At 69.9% G+C, this 25,595-nt stretch carries 29 protein-coding genes; 17 read left to right on the top strand and 12 right to left on the bottom strand.

Annotation, left to right across the window (positions count from 1 at the left end; genetic code table 11):
• Nucleotides 1-40 precede the first annotated feature (40 nt).
• Genes PRL19_RS03050 through PRL19_RS03035 form a run of 4 tightly spaced genes read right to left on the bottom strand, consistent with a single transcriptional unit; the run spans nucleotide 41 to nucleotide 3,612 of the window.
• Entirely contained in the window at nucleotides 41-799 is a 759-nt protein-coding gene (locus PRL19_RS03050) for an iron ABC transporter ATP-binding protein (RefSeq protein WP_273743826.1), read from the bottom strand.
• A complete protein-coding gene (locus PRL19_RS03045; protein WP_273743825.1) occupies nucleotides 796-1,752 on the bottom strand; it encodes an iron chelate uptake ABC transporter family permease subunit in 957 nt (318 codons plus the stop codon). Before PRL19_RS03045 ends, PRL19_RS03050 begins: the two co-directional genes overlap by 4 nt.
• Nucleotides 1,745-2,713, bottom strand: coding sequence for an ABC transporter permease (locus PRL19_RS03040; RefSeq protein ID WP_273743824.1), 969 nt, complete (start codon nucleotides 2,711-2,713; stop codon nucleotides 1,745-1,747). The genes PRL19_RS03045 and PRL19_RS03040 overlap by 8 nt, the downstream gene beginning before the upstream one ends.
• A complete protein-coding gene (locus tag PRL19_RS03035; protein ID WP_273743823.1) occupies nucleotides 2,713-3,612 on the bottom strand; it encodes a siderophore ABC transporter substrate-binding protein in 900 nt (299 codons plus the stop codon). The genes PRL19_RS03040 and PRL19_RS03035 overlap by 1 nt, the downstream gene beginning before the upstream one ends.
• A gap of 181 nt (nucleotides 3,613-3,793) precedes the next feature.
• On the opposite strand from PRL19_RS03035, the gene PRL19_RS03030 reads away from it, so the two are divergent.
• The 9 genes from PRL19_RS03030 to PRL19_RS02990 all read left to right on the top strand — a co-directional run bounded on the left by PRL19_RS03030 (nucleotide 3,794) and on the right by PRL19_RS02990 (nucleotide 9,249).
• Complete coding sequence (locus PRL19_RS03030; RefSeq protein ID WP_273743822.1) at nucleotides 3,794-4,081, top strand: DUF2218 domain-containing protein; 288 nt, start codon at nucleotides 3,794-3,796, stop codon at nucleotides 4,079-4,081.
• A gap of 109 nt (nucleotides 4,082-4,190) precedes the next feature.
• The gene (locus PRL19_RS03025) at nucleotides 4,191-4,805 is read left to right on the top strand and encodes a ribonuclease D (RefSeq protein WP_127897359.1); all 615 of its coding nucleotides are present in this window, start codon (nucleotides 4,191-4,193) and stop codon (nucleotides 4,803-4,805) included.
• Nucleotides 4,806-4,844: 39 nt separating this feature from the next.
• Nucleotides 4,845-5,789 carry a KpsF/GutQ family sugar-phosphate isomerase gene (locus PRL19_RS03020; RefSeq protein ID WP_273743821.1) on the top strand — a complete coding sequence of 315 codons (945 nt, stop codon included), beginning with the start codon at nucleotides 4,845-4,847 and terminating at the stop codon, nucleotides 5,787-5,789.
• A gap of 2 nt (nucleotides 5,790-5,791) precedes the next feature.
• Entirely contained in the window at nucleotides 5,792-6,400 is a 609-nt protein-coding gene (locus PRL19_RS03015) for a hypothetical protein (RefSeq protein WP_273743820.1), read from the top strand.
• Between the two features lie 40 nt (nucleotides 6,401-6,440).
• Nucleotides 6,441-6,920, top strand: a complete 480-nt coding sequence (gene lptA, locus PRL19_RS03010; protein WP_273743819.1) for a lipopolysaccharide transport periplasmic protein LptA — start codon at nucleotides 6,441-6,443, stop codon at nucleotides 6,918-6,920.
• The gene (gene lptB, locus PRL19_RS03005; protein ID WP_127897355.1) at nucleotides 6,920-7,654 is read left to right on the top strand and encodes an LPS export ABC transporter ATP-binding protein; all 735 of its coding nucleotides are present in this window, start codon (nucleotides 6,920-6,922) and stop codon (nucleotides 7,652-7,654) included. The genes lptA and lptB overlap by 1 nt, the downstream gene beginning before the upstream one ends.
• A 179-nt stretch (nucleotides 7,655-7,833) precedes the next feature.
• Complete coding sequence (gene hpf, locus PRL19_RS03000; RefSeq protein WP_045984022.1) at nucleotides 7,834-8,409, top strand: ribosome hibernation-promoting factor, HPF/YfiA family; 576 nt, start codon at nucleotides 7,834-7,836, stop codon at nucleotides 8,407-8,409.
• A 104-nt stretch (nucleotides 8,410-8,513) separates the two neighbouring features.
• The gene (locus PRL19_RS02995; RefSeq protein WP_046001228.1) at nucleotides 8,514-8,978 is read left to right on the top strand and encodes a PTS sugar transporter subunit IIA; all 465 of its coding nucleotides are present in this window, start codon (nucleotides 8,514-8,516) and stop codon (nucleotides 8,976-8,978) included.
• An 82-nt stretch (nucleotides 8,979-9,060) separates the two neighbouring features.
• Nucleotides 9,061-9,249: a hypothetical protein gene (locus tag PRL19_RS02990; protein ID WP_273743818.1), complete on the top strand. Its 189-nt coding sequence runs from the start codon at nucleotides 9,061-9,063 to the stop codon at nucleotides 9,247-9,249.
• A 43-nt stretch (nucleotides 9,250-9,292) separates the two neighbouring features.
• Here PRL19_RS02990 and PRL19_RS02985 read toward each other — a convergent pair whose 3' ends face one another.
• Nucleotides 9,293-10,159 (bottom strand): branched-chain amino acid aminotransferase, encoded by an 867-nt coding sequence (locus PRL19_RS02985; RefSeq protein ID WP_369799449.1) that lies wholly within the window; start codon nucleotides 10,157-10,159, stop codon nucleotides 9,293-9,295.
• Nucleotides 10,160-10,315: 156 nt separating this feature from the next.
• On the opposite strand from PRL19_RS02985, the gene PRL19_RS02980 reads away from it, so the two are divergent.
• From PRL19_RS02980 to PRL19_RS02960, 5 genes are read left to right on the top strand one after another with little or no spacing between them, the layout of a single operon-like run.
• On the top strand, nucleotides 10,316-10,834 hold the full coding sequence (locus PRL19_RS02980) for a MarR family winged helix-turn-helix transcriptional regulator (protein ID WP_046001230.1): 519 nt from the start codon (nucleotides 10,316-10,318) through the stop codon (nucleotides 10,832-10,834).
• A gap of 7 nt (nucleotides 10,835-10,841) precedes the next feature.
• The gene (locus PRL19_RS02975; protein WP_046001231.1) at nucleotides 10,842-11,543 is read left to right on the top strand and encodes a response regulator; all 702 of its coding nucleotides are present in this window, start codon (nucleotides 10,842-10,844) and stop codon (nucleotides 11,541-11,543) included.
• A gap of 27 nt (nucleotides 11,544-11,570) precedes the next feature.
• A complete protein-coding gene (locus PRL19_RS02970) occupies nucleotides 11,571-12,377 on the top strand; it encodes a uracil-DNA glycosylase (protein WP_273743817.1) in 807 nt (268 codons plus the stop codon).
• A gap of 54 nt (nucleotides 12,378-12,431) precedes the next feature.
• Nucleotides 12,432-13,760, top strand: coding sequence for an efflux RND transporter periplasmic adaptor subunit (locus PRL19_RS02965; protein WP_273743816.1), 1,329 nt, complete (start codon nucleotides 12,432-12,434; stop codon nucleotides 13,758-13,760).
• Nucleotides 13,753-17,103, top strand: a complete 3,351-nt coding sequence (locus PRL19_RS02960) for an efflux RND transporter permease subunit (protein ID WP_273743815.1) — start codon at nucleotides 13,753-13,755, stop codon at nucleotides 17,101-17,103. Before PRL19_RS02965 ends, PRL19_RS02960 begins: the two co-directional genes overlap by 8 nt.
• Here the strand turns inward: PRL19_RS02960 and PRL19_RS02955 are convergent.
• On the bottom strand, nucleotides 17,100-17,900 hold the full coding sequence (locus PRL19_RS02955; RefSeq protein WP_273743814.1) for a protein-disulfide reductase DsbD domain-containing protein: 801 nt from the start codon (nucleotides 17,898-17,900) through the stop codon (nucleotides 17,100-17,102). The two genes, PRL19_RS02960 and PRL19_RS02955, sit on opposite strands and share 4 nt — an antisense overlap.
• A gap of 100 nt (nucleotides 17,901-18,000) precedes the next feature.
• Between PRL19_RS02955 and PRL19_RS02950 the strand changes: the two genes are divergently transcribed.
• Nucleotides 18,001-18,597 (top strand): YqgE/AlgH family protein, encoded by a 597-nt coding sequence (locus PRL19_RS02950; RefSeq protein ID WP_240542462.1) that lies wholly within the window; start codon nucleotides 18,001-18,003, stop codon nucleotides 18,595-18,597.
• 151 nt (nucleotides 18,598-18,748) lie between these two features.
• Here the strand turns inward: PRL19_RS02950 and map are convergent, their stop codons facing one another.
• Nucleotides 18,749-19,546, bottom strand: a complete 798-nt coding sequence (gene map / locus PRL19_RS02945) for a type I methionyl aminopeptidase (protein ID WP_127897348.1) — start codon at nucleotides 19,544-19,546, stop codon at nucleotides 18,749-18,751.
• Between the two features lie 102 nt (nucleotides 19,547-19,648).
• Here map and PRL19_RS02940 point away from each other — a divergent pair, with 102 nt between their 5' ends.
• Entirely contained in the window at nucleotides 19,649-20,389 is a 741-nt protein-coding gene (locus PRL19_RS02940) for a competence/damage-inducible protein A (protein ID WP_273743813.1), read from the top strand.
• A complete protein-coding gene (locus PRL19_RS02935; RefSeq protein ID WP_273743812.1) occupies nucleotides 20,386-21,105 on the top strand; it encodes a GNAT family N-acetyltransferase in 720 nt (239 codons plus the stop codon). The genes PRL19_RS02940 and PRL19_RS02935 overlap by 4 nt, the downstream gene beginning before the upstream one ends.
• Before the next feature lie 98 nt (nucleotides 21,106-21,203).
• On the opposite strand, the gene PRL19_RS02930 is transcribed toward PRL19_RS02935, so the two are convergent.
• Genes PRL19_RS02930 through PRL19_RS02910 form a run of 5 tightly spaced genes read right to left on the bottom strand, consistent with a single transcriptional unit; the run spans nucleotide 21,204 to nucleotide 25,550 of the window.
• Nucleotides 21,204-22,025 carry a tryptophan 2,3-dioxygenase gene (locus tag PRL19_RS02930; protein ID WP_273743811.1) on the bottom strand — a complete coding sequence of 274 codons (822 nt, stop codon included), beginning with the start codon at nucleotides 22,023-22,025 and terminating at the stop codon, nucleotides 21,204-21,206.
• A complete protein-coding gene (locus PRL19_RS02925) occupies nucleotides 22,022-23,635 on the bottom strand; it encodes a benzoate-CoA ligase family protein (protein ID WP_273743810.1) in 1,614 nt (537 codons plus the stop codon). Before PRL19_RS02925 ends, PRL19_RS02930 begins: the two co-directional genes overlap by 4 nt.
• A 10-nt stretch (nucleotides 23,636-23,645) precedes the next feature.
• Nucleotides 23,646-24,041 (bottom strand): RidA family protein, encoded by a 396-nt coding sequence (locus PRL19_RS02920; protein ID WP_273743809.1) that lies wholly within the window; start codon nucleotides 24,039-24,041, stop codon nucleotides 23,646-23,648.
• Nucleotides 24,034-24,423 carry an acyl-CoA thioesterase gene (locus PRL19_RS02915; RefSeq protein WP_273743808.1) on the bottom strand — a complete coding sequence of 130 codons (390 nt, stop codon included), beginning with the start codon at nucleotides 24,421-24,423 and terminating at the stop codon, nucleotides 24,034-24,036. Before PRL19_RS02915 ends, PRL19_RS02920 begins: the two co-directional genes overlap by 8 nt.
• Nucleotides 24,420-25,550: an acyl-CoA dehydrogenase family protein gene (locus PRL19_RS02910; RefSeq protein WP_273744440.1), complete on the bottom strand. Its 1,131-nt coding sequence runs from the start codon at nucleotides 25,548-25,550 to the stop codon at nucleotides 24,420-24,422. The genes PRL19_RS02915 and PRL19_RS02910 overlap by 4 nt, the downstream gene beginning before the upstream one ends.
• Nucleotides 25,551-25,595: the final 45 nt, after the last annotated feature.

The following is a 25,595-nucleotide window of genomic DNA, read 5'->3' as shown; positions in this document are numbered from 1 at the left end:
CCCCGGGGCTCCGCCGGGCTGCAAGCCCGGCAGCGGCGCGTCAGACGTGGTGCAGGACCAGCGGGCGGCCCTGATGCGCGCCGACGCGGATGGGCGCGTCGTAGAGGTCCGACAGCACCGCCTCGGTCAGCACCTCGGCCGGGGTGCCTTCGGCAGACACGCGGCCGTCCTTCATGGCGATCACGTGATCGGCCCAGGCCGCGGCATAGTTGATCTCGTGCACCACCATCGCCACGCTGCGCCCGCCCTGATCGACCAGCCCGCGCAGCCGGCCCATCAGGGCGCGGGCATGGGCCATGTCCAGGTTGTTCAGCGGCTCGTCCAGAAGCAGCCAGTCGGTATCCTGCGCCCAGGCCATCGCGATATGCGCGCGCTGCGCCTGCCCGCCCGACACCTCGTCCAGGAACCGGTCGGCCAGATCGGCCAGGGCAAAGGTCTTCAGCGCCAGCCAGACCAGCGCGTGGTCCTGCGGACCCGGGCGGCCCTTGTGATGCGGCCAGCGGCCGAAGGCCACCAGCTCGGACAGGCGCAGGCGGCTGGCGATGGCGTTCTGCTGGCCCAGGATCGCCATGACCTGCGCCAGCCGGTCGGTCGGTGTCGTGGTCACGTCGTGGCTGGCCACGGTGACCCGGCCCTGCTGCAGCGGCTCCAGCCGTCCGATCAGGCGCAGAAGCGTCGACTTGCCCGCCCCGTTCGGGCCGATCAGCGCCGTCAGCCGACCCTTGGGCAGGGTCGTCGTGATGTCGTGCAGGATCGGCGTGTCGGCGATCGCGTGGCAGACCCCTTCGATCTGGATCATCGGATGCGCCCCTTCAGCAGCAGATACAGGAAGAACAGGCCGCCCGCGAATTCCACGACGACCGACAGGGTGGCGGCCTGGCCCAGCTGGCGTTCGAAGAGCCACTGTCCCCCCACCAGCAGGATCGCCGCCGACAGCGCCGCCGCGGGCAGCAGCGCCGCGTGGCGCGCGGTCCGCATCAGTCCATGCGCCAGCCCCGCCACGATGAGCCCGAAGAAGGCCACCGGCCCGACCAGCGCGGTCGAGACCGAGACCAGCACCGCGACCAGCCCCAGCACGCCCAGCACCATGGCGCGATGCGCCAGCCCCAGGGACACCGCCGGGTCGCGCCCAAGCGCCAGCACGTCCAGCCGCGCCGACAGTCGCCAGGCGACCAGCACGGCCGCTCCCGTGATCGCCGCCGCCCAGGGCAGCAGCGTGGCATCGACCCGGTTGAAGCTGGCAAAGCTGACCGATTGCACCACCGCGAATTCGTTCGGGTCCAGGATGCGGCCCAGAAACCCCGACAGCGACCGGAACAGCACGCCCAGGATCACCCCGGTCAGGATCATCCGCGGCAGGTCGCGCGCGCCGCGCAGCAGCAGCGTGCCGAACAGCAGGGCGGCCAGGGCGGTCATCACCGCGATCTCGGCCAGGAATTTCGGGCCCGCGGGCAGGGCGGTTAGGCCCGTGCTGCCCAAGGCCATCACAAAGCCCGTCTGCAGCAGCACATACAGCGCGTCGAAGCCCATGATCGACGGTGTCAGCACCCGGTTCGCGGCGACCGTCTGGAACAGGATCGTGGCGACCCCGATGGCGGTCGCCACGGTGACCAGCGCCGCCAGCTTGGTCCCGCGCAGGCCTAGGATGAAGCCGCGATTGCCGCCGCCCAGACCCTGCAGCATCCACAGCGCCGACAGCGCCGCCAGCAGCAGCGCCATCCCGCCCACCATGATCCGCGCCCGCCTATCCATGGGCGGGCTTCGACCGAGGGGGCCGGCGATGCAGCAGCCACAGGAACAGGACCGCGCCCAGCACGCCCAGGATGGTGCCGGCCGGCACCTCATAGGGGTGGATGACCAGGCGCCCCGCCAGATCGCAGCCCAGGACCAGCACCGCCCCGGCCAGCGCCACCACGGGCAGGGATGCGCGCAGGTTGTCGCCCATGATCCGCGCCACCAGGTTCGGCACGACCAGCCCCACGAAGGGGATCATCCCCACCGTGGTCACCACCATCGCCGTCACGACCGACACCACCGCCAGGCCCAACCGCATCACCGCGGCCGTGGACAGGCCCAGCCCCGTCGCCACCTGATCGCCCAGGCCCAGGATCGCGAAGCGGTCGGCCGAGAACCAGGCCAGCCCCGCCGCCGCGCCCGCGATCCACAAAAGCTCGTAGCGCCCCGAGATCACGCCCGAGAATTCGCCGCTCATCAGCCAGGTGCCGACATATTGCATCAGGTCGCTCTGCCAGCCGACGAAGGTCACGACCGAGCCCAGCACCCCCGACAGGACCAGCCCCGCGATGGGGACCAGCATCACCTCGCGCACGGGCAGGCGGCGGATGACGGCCAGGAACAGCGCGGTCGTGACCATGGCCGACAGGCTGGCCGCGACCATGCGCAGCCACAGCGGGCTGGTCGGCCAGAGGATGGTGATGGCCAGAAGGCCAAGCGCCGCGCCCTCGGCCGTGCCCGAGGTGTCGGGGCCGACGAAGCGGTTCCTGACCAGCGCCTGGATCAGCACCCCCGCCACCGACAGCGCGGCCCCGGTCAGCACCACCGACAGCGTGCGCGGCAGGCGCGATTCCAGCAGGACCAGCAGGGCCTGCGGATCGCTGAACGCCTGCGTCACGCGGATGTCGGCAGCGCCGACCGTCAGGCTGGCCAGCATCAGCGCGACCAGCGCCGATGCCAGGGCGGGCAGGGGGCGCATCAGTCCGCGAAGGCCTGGGTCAGCTGATCCAGCACCGCCATGGTCGAGCCGTAGCCCCCGGCCGAGATATAGGTCGCCGCCGGGTCCAGCTGGATCACGTGATCCTGCTGCCAGGCGGTCGTGCCCGCCACCAGGTCCGAGCGCAGCGTCTCCATCGCGCCCTGGCCGTCCTCGCCGATGGCGGCGCCGCGGTCGACGACCAGCAGCCAGTCGGGATCGGCCTGGGCGATGAACTCATGGCTGATCGCCTGGCCGTGGGTGGCGTCGTCCAGCCCCGGCACAGCCTCCTCCAGCCCGGTCGCGTCGAAGATCCAGCCAAAGCGCGACCCTGCGCCATAGGCGGACATCTTGGGGCCGTTGGTCATCACGATCAGCGCGGTGCCCTGGCCATCGGCGGCGGCACGCAGTTCGGCCAGCCTGGCGTCCAGGGTGGCGGTCATTTCCTCGGCTTGGGTGGTCTTGGCGAACAGCGCGCCATAGGCGTCGATCCGGGCGCGGGCATCGGCCAGAAGATCCGGGCCGAAGGTCATGTCGATGGCCGGCGCCACCTGCGACACCGCCGCCAGCTGGGTCGAGGAGCGGCCGCCGACGATGACCAGGTCGGGCGCCAGCCCCGCCAGCGCCTCCAGATCGGGTTCGAATAGGGTGCCGACGGGGGTGGCGCCCGCCGCCGCATCGCGCAGGGCGGGGACCAGGATGTTGTCGATGCTGCCCGTGGGCGTCACGCCCAGGGCGGTGATCGTGTCCAGCGCGGCCATGTCATAGACCGCGACGCTGTCGGGATTGTCCTGCAGGGTCACGGGTCCCTGGGCGGTATCGACGGTGACCTGGGCCAGGGCCGCGACCGGCGCGGTCATCAGGGCGGTGGCCAACAGGGCGGGCGATGCGATGCGGCGCATGGCGATCCTTTCGATCAAGGTTGCGCGTGGTGGCTGGATCCTGGCTGCACGCCGGGCGGGCTTAGCGCCGTCGCGCGCGCCGCGCAAGAATGTCAGGGTCTTTTTGTCGGAATATCGCGGCGAATTGTTGACTCAATCGCTTTGGCATCCTAGCTGCGGGGCATTCGCGAAAGGACATCCCATGCGCATGACTGCCGATTTTCCCACCGCCCGCGCCGCCGCGCTGACCGGCACGATGGCCAAGCATTTCGGTCACAAGATCCCGGTGACCCATGACAACCGCCTGGCGGTGCTGACCTTCGAGATGGGCGTGGCCCAGATCGAGGCGCAGGACGCGTCCCTGCGCCTGACGCTGGAAGCCGCGGATACTGAATCGCTGGAGGGTCTGCGCGCGGTGATCGAAAGCCACCTGATGCGGTTTGCGCATCGCGAGGAGCCCGCGCCCCCGGCCTGGACGCCCCCTGCCTGACCGGTCACGCGATTTTCGCTGGATTGGCGGGCCGGTTTCTGGTCGAAGGGGCGCCAAGCCGCGGGTCCGGGGACGGGCCGGGCGGCGCGCAATTCAGGCAGGACCGGCGATGAGCATCCATCTGTACCCGAACGACCTTCCCGACGATCTGGTGCTGGGCCCGGTCGTGGCCATCGACACCGAGACGATGGGCCTTGACCCGCGCCGCGACCGGCTGTGCCTGGTGCAGCTGTCGTCGGGCGACGGCGAGGCGCATCTGGTCCAGATCGACCGGGGCCAGACCGAGGCTCCGAACCTGACCAAGCTGCTGACCGACCCCAAGGTGGTCAAGCTGTTCCATTTCGGCCGTTTCGACATCGCCGCGCTGGAGAACGCGTTCGGGGTGGTCACCTCGCCCGTCTGGTGCACCAAGATTGCCTCGCGGCTGGTGCGGACGTTTACCGACCGGCACGGGCTGAAATACCTGCTGCAGGAGCTGGTGGGCGTCGATGTCAGCAAGCAGCAGCAGACCAGCGACTGGGGCGCGGCCGACCTGTCGGACGCGCAGCTGGAATATGCCGCGTCGGACGTTCTGCACCTGCACAAGCTAAAGGATGCCCTGGAAGAGCGGCTGAAGCGCGAGAACAGGCTGGGCCTGGCGCAGGCCTGCTTTGACTTTCTGCCCGCGCGTGCCCATCTGGACCTGCTGGGCTGGGGCGAAGAGGGCGACATCTTTCGCCACTGAGCGGGCAACGGGTATTTGAACAAAGAAGAAGGGTAGGGCGTGGCGGATTACATCGAGACGGCGCGACGGGTGATCGGGGTCGAGATCGCAGGGCTGGAGGCCCTGTCGGCGGGTCTGGGCCACGAGTTCTCGCGCGCGGTCGAGATGATCCTGGCGGTGCGCGGCCGGGTGGTCGTGTCGGGCATGGGCAAGTCGGGCCATGTGGGCCGCAAGATCGCGGCGACCTTCGCCTCCACCGGGACGCCCGCGCAGTTCGTGCACCCGGCCGAGGCCAGCCACGGCGATCTGGGCATGGTCACCGAATCCGACCTGGCGCTGGTCCTGTCCAACAGCGGCGAGACGCCCGAGCTGGCCGACCTGATCGCGCATACGCGGCGGTTCTCGATCCCGCTGATCGGGGTTGCGGCGCGGCCGCAATCGACGCTGATGCGGCAGGCGGACCTGGGGCTGGTGCTGCCCGCCGCACAGGAGGCCTGCGGCAACGGGATCGTGCCCACGACGTCGACCACGATGACGCTGGCCTTGGGCGATGCGCTGGCCATCGCGTTGATGGAGCATCGCAAGTTCACGCCCGAGCATTTCCGCACCTTTCATCCCGGCGGCAAGCTGGGCGCGCTGCTGGCGAAGGTGGGCGACCTGATGCACACCGACCTGCCGCTGGTCGGGCTTGATGCCCCCATGTCCGAGGCGCTGCTGGTGATCAGTCAGAAGGGCTATGGCGTGACCGGGGTCGTGGACGGGGACGGTGCGCTGGCGGGGATCATCACCGACGGCGACCTGCGCCGCCACATGCAGGGCCTGCTGGACCTGGACGCGCGCGCCGTGATGACGCCCGCGCCGCGCACCATCGGGCCCGGCGCCTTGGCCGAGGCCGCCCTGGCGCAGATGCAGGAGCGCAAGATCACCTGCCTGTTCGCGGTCGAGGACGGGCGCCCCCGCGGCATCCTGCACATCCACGACTGCCTGCGTGCGGGGCTGGTCTGACAATGTCGCGGACCCGCATCGTCCGCTGGCTGCGCGTGCTGCTGCCGCTGGTGGCGCTGGCGATGTTGTCGACGATGTTCCTGTTCAGCCGCGGTTCTGACGTGGAATCGCGCATTCCCTATGCCGAAGTCGATGCCCAGGCTGCGGCGCGTGACAACCGGATCGTCGCGCCCGAATACAGCGGGGTGACCGGCGACGGGGCGCAGCTGACCCTGCGCGCGGCGCAGGTCACGCCGGGCGGGTCCGGCGGGGCGGCGGGAGACGTGGCGCTGGACTGGCTGCGCCCCGACGGGCTGCGTGCCGATCTGACCGCGCCGCAGGGCGGGTTGCTGGACGGGCTGGTACGGCTGGAGGGCGGCGTGCGCATGACCACCAGCAGCGGCTGGCAGCTGGACACGCCGCAGATCGACGCGCGGACCGATACGTCGGTCCTCCAGGCCGACCGCGGGGTCGAGGCGCAGGCGCCCTTTGGCCGCATCACGGCGGGCCGCATGCGGCTGGCCCCTGCTGCGACCGATGCCGATGCCGGGGCCGCTGCGGTCGATTCGGCGGGCGACGGGGCTGCAGTCTTGAATTTCTCGGACGGCGTGCGTCTGATATACCAACCCTGACACCGGGCCGCTTTCCGCCCGAAGCCCTATCGAGGACCCGATGACCCTTCGCCCCCTGCTGATCGCGCTGGCGCTGGCCGCGCCGCTGCCCGCCTTGGCGCAGACCACCTTCGGGGGGATGCAGGCCGACACCTCGGCCCCGGTCGAGGTGTCGGCCGACAATCTGGACGTCAACCAGGCCGACGGCACCGCGCTGTTCACCGGCAACGTGGTCATCGGTCAGGGAGAGATGCGCCTGTCGGCAGACCGCGTCGCCGTGCAGTACGCATCCGGCGACCAGCAGCGCATCGACAGCCTGACCGCGACCGGCAACGTGACCCTGGTGTCTGGGGAGGACGCAGCCGAGGCCGCCGAGGCGGTCTATGACGTCGCCGCGGGGTCGGTCCTGCTGACTGGGGACGTGCTGCTGACCCAGGGGAGCAATGTGCTGGCCGGAGAGCGCATGACGGTCGACCTGGCGACGGGCGCGGCGCAGGTCCAGGGGCGCGTGCGGTCCGTCCTGCAGCCGGGGTCCAACTGATGACCGACCGTTCCGGGCTGGACGTGCGCGGCCTGCGCAAGTCCTATCGCAACCGCCCCGTAATCCGCGACGTGTCCGTCAGCCTGCAGCGCGGAGAAGTGGTGGCCCTGCTGGGCCCGAACGGGTCGGGCAAGACGACGTGCTTCTACTGCATCGCGGGGCTGGTCACGGCCGATGCCGGGCAGGTGCTGATCGACGGTCGCGACGTCACGCGCCTGCCGATGTTCCGCCGCGCGCGCATGGGCATCGGCTATCTGCCGCAGGAGATGTCGATCTTTCGCGGCCTGACGGTCGAGCAGAACATCATGGCGGTGCTGGAGGTGGCAGTCGACGACCCCCGCCACAGGCGCGACCGGCTGGAGGAGCTGCTGGCCGATTTCTCGATCACGCATCTGCGCGGGGCGCCGGCGCTGGCCCTGTCGGGCGGCGAACGCAGGCGGGCCGAGATCGCCCGCTGCCTGGCGTCCGATCCGGGCTTCCTGCTGCTGGACGAACCCTTTGCGGGCGTCGATCCCATCGCCGTGGGCGAGATCCGAACCCTGGTCCATGCGCTGAAGTCGCGCGGGATCGGCGTCCTGATCACCGATCACAACGTGCGCGAGACCCTGGGCATCGTCGACCGGGCCTATATCCTGCATGACGGGCATGTGCTGATGTCGGGCACGACCGACCAGATCGTGGCCGATCCGCGCGTGCGCGAGGTCTATCTGGGCGACAGCTTCTCGCTGTCCTGAGCGCGCGGAAATCCGATTCAGGGTCACGCCCCCGTGTGGGCCGTTGACAGTCGGCGCGCGCTGTCACCAAATTGAGATATGCGGGTGCGGAGATGCCGCCCCGTTCAACCCGTTCGCGCCCTTGCCGGCACCAGTGGCGGGCAGGCGCCGCGACGACGGGCAACCGGAGAGGAGTGACGATGCGCTATACCATCAGCGGAAAACACATCGATGTGGGTGATGCCCTCAGCACGCATGTAAAGACCGAACTGGGCGCCACGATCGAGAAGTACTCTCAGCGTCCGACCGATGCGGCGGTGACCTTTTCCAAGGACGCGCATCAGTTCATGTGCGATTCGGTCGTGCACCTGTCCACCGGCCTGAACGTGGCCGCGCGCGGGACGGATACCGACATCTATGCCGCCTTCGAGGCCTGCCGCGAGAAGATGGACAAGCAGCTGCGCCGCTACAAGCGCCGCCTGAAGGACCACCACAAGGAACGGCCCGAACCGGTTGTCTTCGGCGAGGCAGGCAGCTATGTGCTGGCCGCCGACGAGGATGCGTGGGAATCGCAGGATGACAGCCTGCAGCCGATCATCATCGCCGAAATGCAAAGCCGCGTGCCCACCCTGTCGGTCGGCGATGCGGTGATGCAGATGGAACTGTCGGGCACCCCTCTGCTGGTGTTCCGCAACGAGAAACACGGCGGCGTCAATGTCGTCCACCGCCGCGACGACGGCAACGTCGGTTGGATCGATCCGCGCGGAAACGGCTGACCGCACGTCCGCGTCCAGACGACGCGGGACGACGGCCGCACTGGATGCCGCCCCCCTGACAGCCATGTCCGGGGGGCGGACAGCTTGGGAAAGACAAAGGCGCCATGCAACTTGCTGAAATCCTCCGGCCCGGGGCGGTCCGTTCCTTGGGACAGGTCACCTCGAAGAAGCGGCTGTTCCAGGAGCTGGCCGATCTGGCCCATGCGGAATACGGGCTGAACGCCTCCGAGGTGCTGGATGCGCTGCAGGAACGCGAAAGCCTGGGGCCGACCGGGGTGGGGCAGGGCGTGGCGCTGCCGCATGCGCGGCTGCACGGGCTGGACAAGGTCGCGGGGCTGTTCCTGCGGCTGGACAAGCCGCTGGATTTCGACGCGGTGGACCGCCAGCCGGTCGATCTGATCTTTGCGCTGCTGGCCCCCGAAAGCAGCGGCGTGGACCACCTCAAGGCGCTGGCGCTGGTGTCGCGCACGCTGCGCGATCAGGACCTGCGCGCCAAGCTGCGCGCCAATGACGACCCCGTCGCGCTGCACGCGGTCCTGTCGGCGGCACAGGGGATCAAGGCCGCCTGAGCCTGCCTTTCGAACAACACTGTTCAAATCGCACCGGATCGGCCCTATAGTCCAGGGGGTGACACCCACGGGAGGGCTGACCATGACCAGACATCATGCCGACAAGCCGCGGATGCAGGGGGCGGCGCGCCTGCGCGAATTCCTGCGCCTGGATCGCGAGGGCGGGATGCACGGCGCCATCCGCGCCCTGCACGCGCGCCCCCACGCCCGGGCCGAGGACAGCCGCAAGGCCGCCGAATACGCCCGCATCGCGCGGGGTCACCTGACGTGACCCCGAGGGGGACCGCCCGCCGGGGCGGTCCCGCATTCAGGCCTCAGGCGCGGACCAGCGCCTCATAGCTTTCGGCCACGTCGCGGGTGATCTGGCCCACCTGGAAATGCCAGTCGCCGATCTGGCCCACGGGCGTCACCTCGGCCGCGGTGCCGGTCAGCCAGCATTCCTGGAACCCCTCCAGCTCGTCGGGGGTGATGCGGCGTTCGTGGACCGTATAGCCCTTGTCCTTCAGCATCTGCACGATGGTCTGACGGGTGATGCCGTTCAGGAAGCGATCGGCCAGCGGCGTGTGGACCTCTCCGTCCTTGACGAAGAAGATGTTGGCGCCGGTCGCCTCGGCCACGTAGCCCTCCCAGTCCATGAACAGCGCGTCCGAACAGCCCTTGGCCTCGGCCGCGTGCTTGGACATGGTGCAGATCATGTAGAGGCCCGCGGCCTTGGCGGCGGTGGGGATGGTCTCGGGGCTGGGGCGTTTCCACTTGGCCACGTCCAGTTTCGCGCCCTGCCATTTCGCGTCGCCATAATAGCTGCCCCATTCCCAGGCCGCGACGGCCATGCGGACCGGGTTGCGCGCCGCGGACACGCCCATGTCCAGGCCCGACCCGCGCCATGCGACGACGCGGACATAGGCGTTCTCGAAGCCGTTGGCCTTCAGCACGGCCTCCTTGGCGGCGTCGATCTCCTCGGCGGAATAGGGGATCGGCATGTCCAGCAGGCGGCCCGATTCGATCAGGCGCAGCGAATGTTCGTGGCCCTTGAAGATCTTGCCGTCATAGCACCGCTCACCCTCGAAGACCGAGCTGGCATAGTGCATCGCATGGGTCAGGATGTGTACCTTGGCGTCACGCCAGTCCACCAGATCCCCGTCCATCCAGATCTTGCCGTCGCGATCGTCGTAAGCCAGCATCATATGTCTCCATCCGCCGCCCGGTTTTTCGATTCTTGCGCCTGTCAGGGCGGATTTGGCATGTTTGTTACGCAAGATGCTTGACGGCTAGCAATCACGGATTAGAAAGTCAACAACGCTGCCATATCCGGGGCAGGTGACGAACAGAGGGTGCAGATGCAGGAAAAAGCGCGGATCCAGGCGATGATGGGCGAGGACCTGCTGTTCCTGACCGACGACCAGCTGCGCCGCGGGATCGAGGCGATGTTCTTTGCCTATCGCGCCTTCACCGCCGATCCGGACCTGATCCTGGCCGAGCTGGATTACGGCCGCGCCCATCACCGCGCGCTGCATTTCGTCAACCGCGATCCGGGGCTGACGGTCACCTCGCTGCTGGCGGTGCTGGGCGTGACCAAGCAGTCGCTGAACCGCGTGCTGCGCACCCTGATCGAGGACGGGCTGGTCGACAGCCGCATCGGCCGGCGCGACCGGCGCGAACGCCAGCTGCACCTGACGGCCAAGGGCACCGCCCTGGAACGCCGCCTGTCCGAGGCGCAGCGGGCACGGATGCGCGCCGCCTATCGCAATGCCGGGCCCCAGGCCGTGTCGGGGTTCCGCCAGGTTCTGGAGGCGATGATGGACCCCGAGACCCGGGCGCAGTATCAGGCGCTGAAGGATCTTCCCGAAGACCGCTGAGGCCGCCATGACGCATACCGACTGCCACCTGCTGATCGTCGACGACGACGAACGCATCCGCGCGCTGCTGGGGCGGTTCCTGCGCAAGAACGGATACATGGTCACCATGGCCCGTGACGCGGTCCAGGCGCGCCGCCTGCTGGCGGGGCTGGAATTCGATCTGATCGTCATGGACGTGATGATGCCCGGAGAGGACGGCCTGGCCCTGACGCGGGCGCTGCGCGAGCGCATCGACACGCCGATCCTGCTGCTGACCGCCAAGGGCGAGACCGAGGACCGGATCAGCGGGCTGGAAAGCGGCGCCGACGATTACCTGCCCAAGCCCTTCGAGCCGCGCGAACTGCTGCTGCGCATCGGTGCGATCCTGCGCCGGGTGCCGGTGGTCGAGGTGGCGCAGCCGAAATACCTGACGCTTGGCGCGCTGCGCTATGACACGGACAAGGGCGAGTTGTGGAACGGCGACGCGCCGCTGCGCCTGACGGGCACGGAAACCGCGCTGCTGCGCCGTCTTGCGGCCAGCAGGGGCCAGCCGGTCAGCCGCGCCGACCTGATCGACGACCTGGGCCGGGGCGGCGGCGAGGACGAGAACGGAGAGCGCGCCATCGACGTGCAGATCACCCGCCTGCGCCGCAAGATCGAGCCCGACCCGCGCGAGCCGCGCTTCCTGCAGACGGTGCGGGGCACCGGTTACATGCTGGTGGTGGACTAGGGCGGTCCGCGGCCCTAGCGTGCGGCGATGAACGATCAGGCCACATATCGGGGAATCACGCTGGACGGGGACAGCGCGCTGGCGCTGCTGGACTGGCAGCTGGAGATGGGCTGCGACGTGCCCATGCTAGATGCGCCGGTCGACCGGTTCGACCTGCCGACCCGCGTGGCGCCCGCGGCTCCTGTGCCCCAGGCCCCGCCGCCGCCCGCCGACGACGATCTGGCCGGCCGCGTGGCCCTGGCGCAGGCACTGGCCGACGGGGCCGGCACCCTGGCCGCGCTGGCCGAGGCCCAGCAGGGGTTTGACGGGATCGAGCTGAAGAAGGGCGCCCGCAATTTCTGCTTTGCCGATGGCAATCCCAAGGCCCGCGTCCTGATCCTCGGAGAGGCGCCGGGCGACGAGGAGGACCGGCAGGGCCGCCCCTTCGTGGGGCGCGCGGGACAGATGCTGGACCGCATGTTCGCGGCCATCGGGCTGTCGCGCGACGGGGTCGATGCGGAACGCGTTTTCTATGTCACGAACGTCCTGACATGGCGCCCGCCCGGCAACCGCGACCCCGAGCCCGATGAAATTGCCGTGAGCCTGCCGTTCCTGCGCCGCCATGTCGATCTGGTGGCGCCCGACCTGATCGTGCTGATGGGCAACATCGCCTGTCAGGCGGCGATCGAGAAACGCGGCATCCTGCGCCTGCGCGGCCAGTGGGTGCAGGCGTTCGGGCGGCCCGCGCTGCCCATGACGCACCCGTCCTATCTGCTGCGCAACCCTGCCGCCAAGCGCGAGGCCTGGGCGGACCTTCTGTCGCTGCAGGCGCGGCTGGAATCGCTTTCCGTTTAGGTTTCGTTTGCCCATCATGCGCTATCCCGGCCATCCCATAGATGGACCATCCGCATGCGTTTCCTGTCCCGCAGCCTTCTGGGGCTGTTCCTGACCTTCCTGACGCTGGCCCTGCTGATACTGGCCGCGGGGATCCTGTGGCGTGCGGTGACGCCGGACGGGGACGGACCCGCGGTGCGCGCCCCTGCCGAACAGGTCTATGCCGCGCGGCTGGTCACGGTCGCGCCGGGGGTGGTCCAGCCGCAGATGCAGGTGTTCGGCCAGGTCCTGTCGCGACGCAATCTGCAACTGCGCGCGGGTGCCGGGGGCCGCATCGTCCAGCTGGACCCCGCCTTGCAGGAGGGCGGCACGGTCGTCGCGGGCCAGCTGCTGGCGCGCATCGACCCGTCCGCCGCACAGGCGGCGCTGGACAGCAGCCAGGCCGAACGCGCCGACGCCCAGGGCGTGCTGGAGGATGCGCGCCGCCGCGTCGACATCGCGGCCCAGGACGTGGCCGCGGCGGACCGCCAGGCCGAACTGCGCGCCGCCGCGGTGACGCGGCAGGAGCAGCTGGCCGACCGCGGCCTGGGCACCAGCCTGGACCGCGAGACCGCCGAACTGGCCGCATCCACCGCCAGCCAGACCGTGATCGCCGCCCGCGCCGCCCAGGCCGACGCGCAAAGCGCCGTGACCGCGGCCGAGAACGCCCTGCGCAGGGCCGAGATCGCCGTGACCGAGGCCCGCCGCGCGCTGGCCGACACGGAACTGCGCGCGGGCTTCGACGGGCGCGTCACCGCCGTCACCGCGGTCGAGGGCGCGCTGGTCGGCGTGAACGAACAGCTGGCCACGATCATCGACCCCGCGGCGCTGGAACTGCAGATCCCGCTGTCGCTGGACCAGTTTGGGCGCCTGCTGGGCCCGGACGGTGCCCTGCTGGACCGCGAGGTGACGGTGACGCTGGACGGCAGCGCCGGCGCGGTGGTCGCGCAGGCGCGGCTGGACCGGGCGGCGGCCTCGGTCGCGGAAGGGACGGCGGGGCGGGTGGTCTATGCCCGGCTGGTCCAGGGTGCGCAGGCGCTGCGCCCGGGCGATTTCGTGACCGCGCGCATCGCCGAACCGGCGCTGTCCGACGCGGCGATCATCCCGGCGGCGGCCCTGGGGTCGGATGGCGGCGTGCTTGTCGCGGGGGCGGACGGCCGCCTGCAGGCGACGCCCGTGACGGTGCTGCGCCGGCAGGGCGACGATCTGATCATCGCGGTGCCGGCCGACCTGGCAGGGGCGCGCATCGTGGCAGAACGCGCGCCGCAGCTGGGCACCGGCATCCGCGTCCGCGACGCCGCCGCCCCCGTGCCCGCGCAGGGGCCCGATCAGCGGGCGCAGGGCCGGGGCCCCACCCGTGGATAGGCGCCCGGGCCTGATCGGCACCTTCGTGCGCCATGCCACGCTGGCCAACCTGCTGCTGGCGGTGATGGTGGTGGCGGGCCTTTATTCCGCGCCGCGCCTCAGGGCGCAGTTCTTTCCCGACACGGTCGTCCAGCAGATCCAGGTGGCCGTCCGCTGGGACGGGGCCGGGGCGGATGATGTCGACCGCTCGGTGGTCGGCGTGCTGGAACCCGCGCTGATCGCGGTTGAGGGCGTGTCCCTGACCGAAAGCCAGTCCAGCCAAGGCAGCGCCCGCATCACCCTGGAGTTCGAGCCGGGCTGGGACATGTCCCGCGCCACCGGCGAGGTCGAAGCCGCCATCGCCGCCGCGGGCGACCTGCCCGAGGGCGCCGAGGACCCCGAGGTCACGCGCCGCGCCTGGCGCGACGCGGTCACCGACGTGGTGATCTCGGGCCCTGTGGGCCTGGACCAGCTGGGCCGCATCGCGGACGACCTGACCAACCGCCTGTACGCCCGTGGGGTGACGCGGCTGTCCGTCACCGGCCTGTCCGCCCCCGAAACCCTGGTCGAGTTGCGCATGGCCGACCTGGTGCAGCACGACATCACGTTGGACCAGATCGCGGCGACCATCGCCGCCGCCGCCGCGCCCACGCCTGCGGGCGACGTGGCATCGGGCATATCGCGCGTGCGCACGGGGGCCGAGACGCGCACCCCCGAACAGGTCTCGGCTCTGGTCCTGACCGCGCTGCCCGACGGGACGCAGCTGACCATCGGTGACGTGGCGCAGGTGCGCGACACGGGCATCGACCGGGGCGTGGCCTATTTCGTCGACGGCAACCCGGCGGTCACGGTGTCCGTCCAGCGCAGCGCATCGGGCGACGCGATCGGCATGCAGCAGGACGTGCAGGCGGCCGTCGACGCGCTGGCGCCGACCCTGCCGCAGGGGGTCACGGTGGAACTGGTGCGGGCGCGGGCCGAACAGATCTCGGCCCGGCTGTCGCTGCTTTTGGACAATGCGCTGATGGGGCTGGGGCTGGTCCTGGGCCTGCTGTTCCTGTTTCTGAACGCCCGCACCGCGATCTGGGTCGCGGCGGGCATCCCGGCGGCGCTGCTGGCGGCGGTGGCGATGATGTACGCGGTCGGCATGACGATCAACATGATCTCTCTTTTCGCGCTGATCCTGACACTGGGCATCATCGTGGACGACGCCATCGTGGTGGGCGAACATGCCGACTATCGCGCCCGCAAGCTGGGCGAGCCGCCGCTGATCGCCGCCGAACGGGCGGCGGGTGCGATGGGCGCGCCGGTGATCGCATCGACCCTGACCACGATCATCGCCTTTGCCGGGCTGGTGCTGATCGGCGGACAGTTCGGGTCGCTGGTGTCGGACATCCCGCTGACGGTGATCCTGGTGCTGGCGGCTTCGCTGATCGAATGTTTCCTGATCCTGCCCAACCACATGGCCCATGCGCTGGCCCATCACGGCAAGGACCGCTGGTACGACCGGCCGTCGGTCGTCGTGAACCGCTGGCTGGACCGGTTCGTGACGGGCGTTCTGCGCCCGCTGGCGCGTCTGGTGCTTGTCGCCCGCTATCCGGTGCTGGCGCTGGTCATGGTGGGCTTTTCCTGGTCCACGGCGGCGCTGATCAGCGGGTCGGTGCCTTGGCGGTTCTTCGATTCGCCCGAACAGGGCAGCGTGTCGGGCAATTTCGCCATGCTGGAGGGTGCCACCCGCGACGACACCCTGCGCGTCATGGGACTGGTGCAGGACGCGGTGGACCGGGTCGCGGCCGAATATGAGGCAGAATACGGCATCAGCCCGCTGACCCATGTGATGACCCAGGTCGGCGGCAATGCGGGCCGTCCCCTGCCGGGGGCCGAGACCAAGGACGCCGACCTGCTGGGCGCCGTCCAGATGGAGCTGATCGACCCCGATTTCCGCCCCTATTCCAGCTTCGAGCTGGTCGCCGCCTTGCAGGAGGCCATGCCCACCGACCCCCAGCTGGAGACGATCAGCTTTCGCGGCGGGCGGTCGGGGCCGGGGGGCGATGCCATCTCGGTGCTGATGACCGGTGCGGATGCCGCAACGCTGAAGGCCGCCGCCGAGGCGCTGAAGGCGCGGCTGGCCGAGGCGCCCGAGGTCTCGGCGCTGGAGGACAGCCTGGATTACGACAAGGACGAGCTGGCGCTGCGCCTGACGCCCCAGGGCGAGGCCCTGGGCTTCACCACCGACGGGCTTGCGCGCGAGCTGCGCCAGCGCCTTGGCGGGATCGAGGCCGCAACCTGGCCCGAGGGCACCCGCACCGGCGCCATTACCGTGGAACTGGCCGAGGATGACCGCCGCGCCGATTTCCTGGACCGGATGCAGATGCGCACCGCGTCCGGGGCCTGGGTGCCCTTGGGCGACATCGTGTCGGTCAGCACAGAGGCGGGCTTCTCGGTCGTCCGCCGCGAGAACGGCGAGCGGATGATCGAGGTCACCGGCGACATCTCGGGCGACGATCCGGCGCGGGCGGCGGCGATCACCGCCGACCTGCAGACCCGCCTGCTGCCCGACATCGCCGCGCAGTTCGGTGTGACCTATGACGTCACCGGCCTGGCCCAGCAGGAGCGCGCGTTCCTGTCAGAAGCTCTGATCGGATTCGCGCTGGCGCTGACCGGCATCTACATGGTGCTGGCGTGGATTTTTGCCAGCTGGACGCGGCCCCTGGTGGTGATGTCGGTCATCCCCTTCGGGCTGATCGGCGCGGTCTGGGGGCATGCGGCCTGGGGCCTGCCGCTGAGCCTGTTTTCCGTGGTGGGCCTGATCGGCATGTCGGGGATCATCATCAACGATTCCATCGTGCTGATCTCGACCATCGACGAATACCGGGCCACCCGGGCCCTGCGGCCCGCGATCGTCGATGCGGTCGCCGACCGGTTCCGCCCCGTGCTGCTGACCACGGCCACCACGGTCCTGGGCCTGGCCCCGCTGTTGTACGAACGTTCGTCGCAGGCGCTGTTCCTCAAGCCCACGGTGGTCACGCTGGCCTATGGGCTGGGGTTCGGGATGGTGCTGGTGCTGCTGGTGGTGCCGGCCGTGCTGGTCGCGGGCGACGATCTGGCCCGCGCCCGCCGGGCCTTTCGCCGCAGCCTGCGGGCCGGGCCGGTGCGTGGCGTGATGCGCGGCGCGGTGGTCGCGGCCGTTGCGGGGCTGGTGCTGATCCTGGGGCCGGTGACGGTGCTGCCCGCGATGGGCCTGGCCGCGCCCGGCTGGTGGCCGGGGGCGGGGGGCGCGCTGCTGGCCTATCTGGCGACGCTGGCGGCGATCATGGCGGGGGCAACCCTGGCGCAGGTCCGGCGGGGGCGCTGCGCGGGGACCTAGTCCGCGGCGCACCCGGTGGTTTCGGTCGCCCGTCCCCCATCGGCGGGGATCACCGTCAGGCGCAGCGCGTCATGGTCCAGATCGAAGGGCTTGCCCGAGGGGGCGACCATCTCGACAACCGCCTGGGGGCCCGTGGGTCCGGGCAGGATGTCCGCCGCCGAGACCCAGACCTGCGGATTGTCGGTCAGTTCCACCGCGGCCAGCGTGGCCGGGCCCTGCGGCAGGTCCATCGCGACGCGCAGCCCGTCTGCCAAGGGCGTCACCTCGCAGGCAGGGTTGCCGTCCAGGCGCTGCGGCTCCGCCGCAAGGGCGCTGGCGATCACCGGGTCCGACTGCGTGCCCACGGGCGGCGCCCGCAGTTCAAGGTGAACCGGGACGCAAATGTTCTCGCACAGGCCCAGATCGATCTGGGCGGCGATGTCGACGGGCTTGCCGGGGTCCTGCGGATGGGCGGTCAGCGGCAGCACGAGGCGGTCGTGATAGCCCATCTCCAGCGTCTCTCCGGACCGGATGGCCTGGGGCGCGGGCCAGTGCAGGGTGACATGGGACAGGTTCCGTGACCCCGCCCAGTCCAACTGGGGCGGCAGGCCGGTGTCGCCGGGGCTGCGCCAGTAGGTCTTCCAGCCCGGCTCCAGCAGCAATTCCAGCGCCAGGATGCGGGCGCCGCCGGGCTCGGTCCATCCGGGCAGCAGCTGTGCGCCGCGCAGGCCGGGCGGCAGGTCGTCCTGGGCGATGGCGGGTCCGGTCAGGACAAGCGCCAGGGCGGTGGCAAGAAGCGGGCGGGGGAAATGTGTCATGCCCTTGTCCTAGCGCCCGCGCAGCGGGGGCGGAAAGTCACAATTCCGCGCAAGCCTTGCAACATCCCGCCCCAGTGCCGATCTGTCATGAAAAGGAGACATGATGACCAGCATCACCGGTGATTCCGCCCAAGACCGCAACCTGACCGGCAAGATCCTGATCGCCATGCCCGGCATGAGCGATCCGCGTTTCGAGCGGTCCGTGGTGCTGGTCTGCGCGCATTCCGACGAGGGGGCGATGGGGCTGGTGCTGAATCGCCCGCTGCCCGAGATCGGCTTTGGCGATCTGCTGGACCAGCTGGGCATCGAGGCCGAGGAGGATGCGCGGCCGATCGAGGTACGCTTTGGCGGCCCGGTCGAGCCGGGCCGGGGATTCGTGCTGCACAAGGTGGCCGAGCACGGGCAGGACCCCGAGGGTCGCTTGCGGATCGGTCAGGCGCTGGCGATGACCACGACGCGCGACATCCTGGTGGAACTGGCGCAGGGCTATGGTCCGGACCCTGCGGTTCTGGCGCTTGGCTATGCAGGCTGGGGGCCGGGGCAGCTGGAGACCGAGATGCTGGCCAATGGCTGGTTGACCGGAGATGGCGCCGAGGACCTGATCTTCGATCTGTCGCACGAGGACAAGTGGCAGCGCGCGCTGCGGGCGCAGGGGATCGATCCGTCGCTTTTGTCGGCGGCGTCCGGCCGCGCCTGAGCTTTGCGTCCCGCGCGGTGCCGGGGGGTTCAACCCCCCGGACCCCCTGGGGCGGAGGACGCCTTGCGGTGTTTTCGTAACCAATGAATGATTGCGACCTCCGGGGGGTCCGGGGGGCGGAGCGCCCCCGGCCACCGCGGGACGCAATCGATCACGCCAGTTCGGGGAAGAACCGGTCGGAAGGGGTAAAGATCTCGCATCCGTCGGCCGTCACGCCGATCGAATGTTCGAACTGCGCCGAGAGCGACTTGTCGCGCGTCACCGCCGTCCAGTCATCGGCCAGGACCTTGGTTTCCGGGCGGCCCAGGTTGATCATCGGCTCGATCGTGAAGAACATGCCCTCCTCCAGCACCGGCCCTTTTCCCGGGCGTCCGAAATGCAGCACGTTGGGCGGCGAATGGAACACCCGCCCGATCCCGTGCCCACAGAAGTCGCGCACCACCGACATTCGCCGTTCCTCCGCATAGGTCTGGATGGCCGCGCCGATGTCGCCGAAGGTCGCGCCGGGGCGCACGGCCTCGATCCCCTTCATCAGCGCGTCATGGGTCACCTGCAGCAGCCGCTGCGCCTTGAGCGACGGCTTGCCCGCCACATACATCCGGCTGGTGTCGCCGAACCAGCCGTCCAGGATGACCGTCACGTCGATGTTCAGGATATCGCCGTCCTTGAGGCTCTTGTCGCCGGGGATGCCGTGACAGACCACGTGGTTCACGCTGATGCAGCTGGCGTGCTGGTACCCGCGATAGCCGATCGTGGCCGAGGTCGCGCCCAGCTCCGTCACCCGGCCCCGGATGAAATCGTCCAGCGCGCCGGTGGTGACGCCCGGTGCGACCATCGGCCCCACCTCGTCCAGGATCCGTGCGGCCAGGGCGCCCGCCGCCCGCATGCCTGCGAAATCCCCGGGCATGTGCAGGCGGATGCCTTCCCTCGTGATACGGCCTTCGTCCATCGCTGATCCTTTCTGTCTGCCGCCCTAGATAGAGACGCGCGCCCACTTGTTCCAGCCCCGGCTGCGGGCATAGATGAGGCGCGACACCCAAGGGAGAGCCTGATGCAGTCCGACAACCCCACAGCCGCCATCCTGGTCATCGGCGACGAGATCCTGTCCGGCCGCACCCGCGAAGGGAACGCCCATCACCTGGCCCAGGTGCTGACCGCGACCGGCATCGACCTCCAGGAGATCCGCGTCGTGGCCGACGACACCGACCGCATCGTGGATGCGATCCGCGCACTGGACCGGACCCTGGGCGGGGCGTACGACCTGCTGTTCACCTCCGGCGGCATCGGGCCCACGCATGACGACATCACCGCCGATGCCGTGGCCGCCGCCCATGGCACCACGGTCGAGGTCAACCCCACCGCCCGCGCCCTGCTGCAGGAGCGCTGCGACCGCATGGGGGTCGAGCTGAACGAGAACCGCCTGCGCATGGCCCGCATCCCCGTAAGCGCGACGCTGATCGACAATGCCGTGTCGGCCGCGCCCGGCTTCTCCATCGGCGCGACCCATGTGATGGCGGGCGTCCCCGAGGTCTTCCGCGCCATGGTCGCCTGGTTGATCCCGCAGCTGCCCGTGGGCCGCCCGGTGCAATCCCTGACCGTCGAGGTCCGCCGCGGCGAAAGCGAGGTGGCCGAGGACCTGAAGGCCGTCGCCGCCGAATACGCCGACCTATCCCTGGGGTCGTATCCGTTCCGCGACGATACGGGCTGGGGGACGAACCTGGTCGTGCGGGGCCTGGATGCCGCCCGCGTCGATCAGGCCATGGCCGCTCTGCGCGGACGCATCGGGTTGTGAGGCCCGACCCCGATCTGGCCGCCGCCTTCGAGGCGACGTGGCCCGCGTTTGACACCGTCCGCTGCGGCGGCTTCCTGGTCGGGCGGGGCGCAGGGGCGGGCGGGCGCGTCAGCTCGGCCATCGCGGTCGGTCCGTGGGGCGATGCCGACATCGACGCCGCCTGTGCGCAGCACGCCGCATGGGGCCAGCCGCCGCTGTTCCGTGCGTGGGACGATGAGACTGACCTGATCGCCGCCCTGACCGCGCGGGGCTTGGGCGCGCATATCCCGACCCAGGTCATGGCCGCACCCATCGCCGCGCTGACCCACCGGCCAATCCCGCCCGTGACCGCCTTTGCCATCTGGCCCCCCTTGGCGATCCAGCGCCAGATCTGGGGCGCGGGCAACATCACTCCCGCAAGACAGGCCGTGATCGACCGCGTGCCCCTGCCCAAGGCCGCACTTTTGGGCCGCATCCGGGACCGCGCCGCAGGCGCAGGCTTCGTCGCGTTGCATGACCGCACCGCCATGGTCCACGCCGTCGAAGTCCTGCCTGCCTTCCGCCGCCAGGGTCTCGCCGGCTGGATGATGCGCCAAGCCGCCGCTTGGGCCCAGGATCTCGGTGCCACACGCATCGGCCTGGCCGTCAGCCGCGCGAATACCGCAGCCCATGCCACTTATGCCAGCCTCGGCTTCACCGCCGCCGGCAGCTACGCCTATTACGGCCCCGCCGCCTGAGCCACCGGACCGACCGCGCCCGGACCGCAGGTCCGGGCGCCACCGACGGCCGCGACCCCGGCCCGTCAGGGCCGGTCAGGCGAGGCCGTCCGCCCCGCTCACAGTTCGGTCCGCAGCTCCCACAGGTCGGGGAACAGCACCACGTCCAGCATCCGCCGCAGATAATTCACCCCCGACGTGCCCCCGGATCCGCGCTTGAAGCCGATGATCCGCTCCACCGTCGTCACATGGTTGAACCGCCAGCGGCGGAAGTAATCCTCGAAATCCACCAGCTTCTCGGCCAGCTCATACAGCTCCCAATAGCGGCCCGGATCGCGATAGACCTCGGCCCAGGCCGCCCGCGCCGCCGCGTCCGGCGCATGGGGCGCGTCCAGCACGGTGCGCGCCGCCACGTCGAACCCCGCCGCCCTCAGCCGCCCCAGAACTTCGTCATAAAGCGACGGCCGCGCGGCCTCCGCCCGCAGCGCCTCGGCCAGGTCGGGACGATGCGCATGGGGCGCGATCATCGCCATGTTGCGGTTGCCCGCGACGAACTCGATCATCCGGTACTGATGCGACTGAAACCCGCTGCTTTCGGCCAGCGCGGGGCGAAAGGTCGAATATTCCGACGGCGTCATGGTGCGCAGCACGTCCCAGGCCGAATTTAGCTGCTCCATGATCCGCGCCACGCGGGTCAGCATCTTGAAGGCGGGCCGCAGATCGCCCGCGGCAATCCGTTCCCGCGCCGCCCCCATCTCCAGCAAGGCCAGCTTCATCCACAATTCGGACGTCTGGTGCTGGATGATGAACAGCATTTCGTCATGCGCATCCGACAGCGGGTGCTGCGATGTCAGCAGCCGGTCCAGCCCCAGATAATCGCCATAGGACATGCGCCCGTCGAACGACATGCGCGCGCCTTCCTGTGCAGGGTCGATACTCATTGCTTCAGCCTGAACCTCTGGATCTTGCCGGTCTGGGTCTTGGGCAGGGCCGCGCAGAAGACCACCCGGCGGGGATATTTGAAGGGCGCGATCACGTCCTTCACATGCCGCTGCAACCGCTCCGCGGTCGCGGTGTCGGGCGCGACGCCGGGGGCCAGCACCACATGCGCCTCGACGATCTGGCCGCGCTCCGGGTCCGGCACCCCGATCACCGCGCATTCCAGCACGTCCGCGTGCGCCAGCAGCGCCGCCTCCACATCCGGCCCGGCGATGTTGTAGCCCGACGACACGATGATGTCGTCGCAGCGCGCCGCGAAATGGAACCGCCCGTCTTCATCCTGCCAGAAGGTGTCGCCGGTCAGGTTCCAGCCGCCCTGCACATACTCTGCCTGCCGCGCATCGTTCAGATAGCGGCAGCCGGTCGGCCCGATCACCGCCAGCCGCCCCATCTCTCCGCGCGGCACCTCCTGGCCCGCATCGTCCACGATCCGCGCGCGATAGCCTTGGACGGGCCGCCCGGTGCAGCCCGGATGGCTGTCGTCCAGCCGGTTGGTCAGGAAGATGTGCAGCATCTCGGTCGCGCCGATCCCGTCCAGCATCGGCTTGCCCGTGCGGTCGTGCCAATCCTGCCAGATGGGCGCGGGCAGGGTCTCTCCGGCGCTGATCGCCACGCGCAGGCTGGACAGGTCCGCCCCATGATCCATCGCGCGCAGCATCACCCGGTACGCCGTGGGCGCGGTCACGCAGATCGTTGCGCGGTGGCGTTCGATGATCTCGATCATGTTCGGGGGCGAGGCGTTCTCCAGCAGCACCGCACTGGCCCCGAAACGCAGCGGGAACACCGCCAGCCCGCCCAGACCAAACGTAAATGCCAGCGGCGGCGACCCCACGAAGACATCGTCCGGCGTTACCCCCAGAACCTCGCGCGCATAGCCGTCGGCGATGATCAGCAGGTCGCGGTGGAAATGCATCGTGGCCTTGGGTTCGCCCGTCGACCCCGAGGTCATCCCCAGCAGAGCCACGTCATCCCGCCCGGTCCGCACCGCCTCGAACCGCACGGGCTTGGTCAGCGCCGCCCGGTCCAGCTCCGCATCATGGTTCGCGGTGCCGTCGAACCCCACCACCGTGGTCAGCGTGGCCGAGCCCTTGGCCGCCGCCACCAGCTCATCCATCAGCCGCGTGTCGCACAGCGCATGCGTCACCTGTGCCTTGTTGATGATCTGGGACAGCTCCTTGGCGCGCAGCATGGGCATGGTGTTCACGACCACCGCCCCCGCCTTGGTCGCGGCCAGCCAGCAGGCGACCATCGCGGGGTTGTTGGCCGACCGGATCAGCACCCGGTTGCCCGGCCGCAGCCCGTAATCCGCGACCAGCGCATGGGCCAGCCGGTTGGTCCAGTCCGACAGCTCCTTGTAGGTCCGCGCCCGCCCGTTGCCGACCAGCGCGACCCTGTCCCCGAAGCCGCGATCGACCATGCGGTCGGTCAGTTCCGCACCTGCGTTCAGCCAGTCGGGATAGTCGTATCCGGACAGGTCGATCCGCGGCCAGGCCTCCTGCGGGGGCAGGTTGTCGCGCGTGAAGCTGTCCTCGTGCCCGCTTGGTCCCAGCATGATCATCCCCCTATTCCGGCACCACGGCCGTGGCCTCGATCTCGACCTTGGCGCGGTCCTCGACCAGCGCCACGACCTGCACCAGCGCCATGGCCGGATAATGCCGCCCGATCACGTCGCGATAGGCCGCCCCGACCTCGCGCAGCGCGCCCAGGTATTCGTGCTTGTCGGTGACGTACCAGGTCAGCCGCACCAGATGCTCGGGCCCCGCGCCGCCTTCCGCCAGGACCGCCACGATGTTTTCCAGCACCTGCCGGACCTGCCCCGCGAAATCGTCGGTCTGAAAGACCTGATCGGCGTCCCAGCCCACCAGCCCGCCGGTAAAGATCATCCGCCCCCGCGCCATCACACCGTTTGAATAGCCCGAGGCGCGCTTCCACGTCGCCGGATGCAGGGGTTCATGCATGATGCGCCTCCAGGGTCTGTCGCATGGCGTCGGGCCAGGGCGAGGGGGTGAAATCGCGGTCCATCCAGACCACCGTGGTCCGCGCCTCGACCCGGTCCTCGCCGCGCACCAGGAAACGCGCGCTGGACCGGCCGAGATGCTCGACCACCAGCGTCCAGTCCAGCCGGTCGCCAAGCTGCGCGGGCTTGCGGAACGCCATTTCCAGCGCGACGGTGGGCATCCCCTGGCCCGCCGCCATCATCGGGCCAAAGCCATGCCCCACGACCTCCAGAAAGAAGTTCTCCACCATGTGGTTCACCATCTCCGCATAGCGGGGATAGAAGACGATTCCGGCCGGGTCGCAGTGGCAGAACTCGATGGGAATGGTACGGGTATAGGTCATGCGCCCTCCAGGATGCTGCGGGCGATGACGACGCGCTGCACGTCGCTGGCCCCCTCGTAGATGCGCAGGGCGCGGATCTCACGGTACAGGCTCTCGACCGTGCTGCCCGTCCGCACGCCGTCGCCGCCATGCAGCTGCACGGCCTGGTCGATGACCTCCTGCGCGATCTCGGTGGCGTACAGCTTGGCCATTGCCGCCTCCCGCGTGATGCGGGGCGCGCCCTGGTCCTTGGCCCAGGCCGCGCGATAGATCAGCAGGGCGGCGGCGTCGATCTTCAGCGCCATATCGGCCAGATGCCCCTGGACCATCTGCAGCTCGGCCATCGGCGCGCCCTGGATCTGGCGCGAGCGCACGCGGGCCAAAGCCTCGTCCAGCGCCCGACGCGCGAAGCCCAACGCCGCGGCCCCCACCGTGGGGCGGAAATGATCCAGCACCGTCATGGCGATGCGGAACCCCTGTCCCGACTGCCCGATCAGCGCATCCCCCGGCAGCCGCACCCCCGTCAGGCGCAGATGCGCCAGCGGATGCGGGGCCATCACGTCGATGCGGCTGACCACCTCCAGCCCCGGTGTCTCCACAGGCAGCAGAAAGGCCGACAGCCCCCGCGCGCCCGGGGCCTCCCCGGTCCGCGCGACGATCACATAGACATCCGCGATCCCGCCGTTGGAGATATAGGTCTTTTCCCCGTCCAGAACCCACCCGTCGCCATCCCGGCGCGCCGTGGTCGCCAGCCGCGCGACGTCCGACCCGGACGCAGGCTCGGTCAGCGCGAACCCCGAAATCGCCCGGCCCGCCCGCGTCCGCTCCAGCCATTCTCGCTGAACCGGGCTGCCGAACAGCGTCACCGCCCCCATGCCCAGGCCCTGCATGGCAAAGGCGAAATCCGCCAACCCGTCATGGCGCGCCAAGGTCTCGCGGATCAGGCACAGCGCGCGCACGTCCAGCGCCTCGCCCCCCGAATGCGCCAGCCAGCCGCCATCGCCAAGCGCCCGCACCAGCCCCCGGCAGGCCCCGTCCACATCGCCGTGATCCACCGGCAGCGCGCCTGCGGCCCAATCCTCCAGCCCCTGGGCCAGCACGCGATGCCTGTCCTCGAAGAACGGCCAGTCCAGAAAGCTGCGATCCATCTTCTTCTTCACCCAAATATCCCGGGGTCCGGGGCAGAGCCCCGG

It is taken from the genome of Paracoccus marcusii (genome assembly GCF_028621715.1).
GTDB lineage: Bacteria > Pseudomonadota > Alphaproteobacteria > Rhodobacterales > Rhodobacteraceae > Paracoccus > Paracoccus marcusii.
The sequence above is the reverse complement of the archived record's forward strand: the minus strand, read 5'-3'. Positions and strand labels throughout refer to the sequence as shown.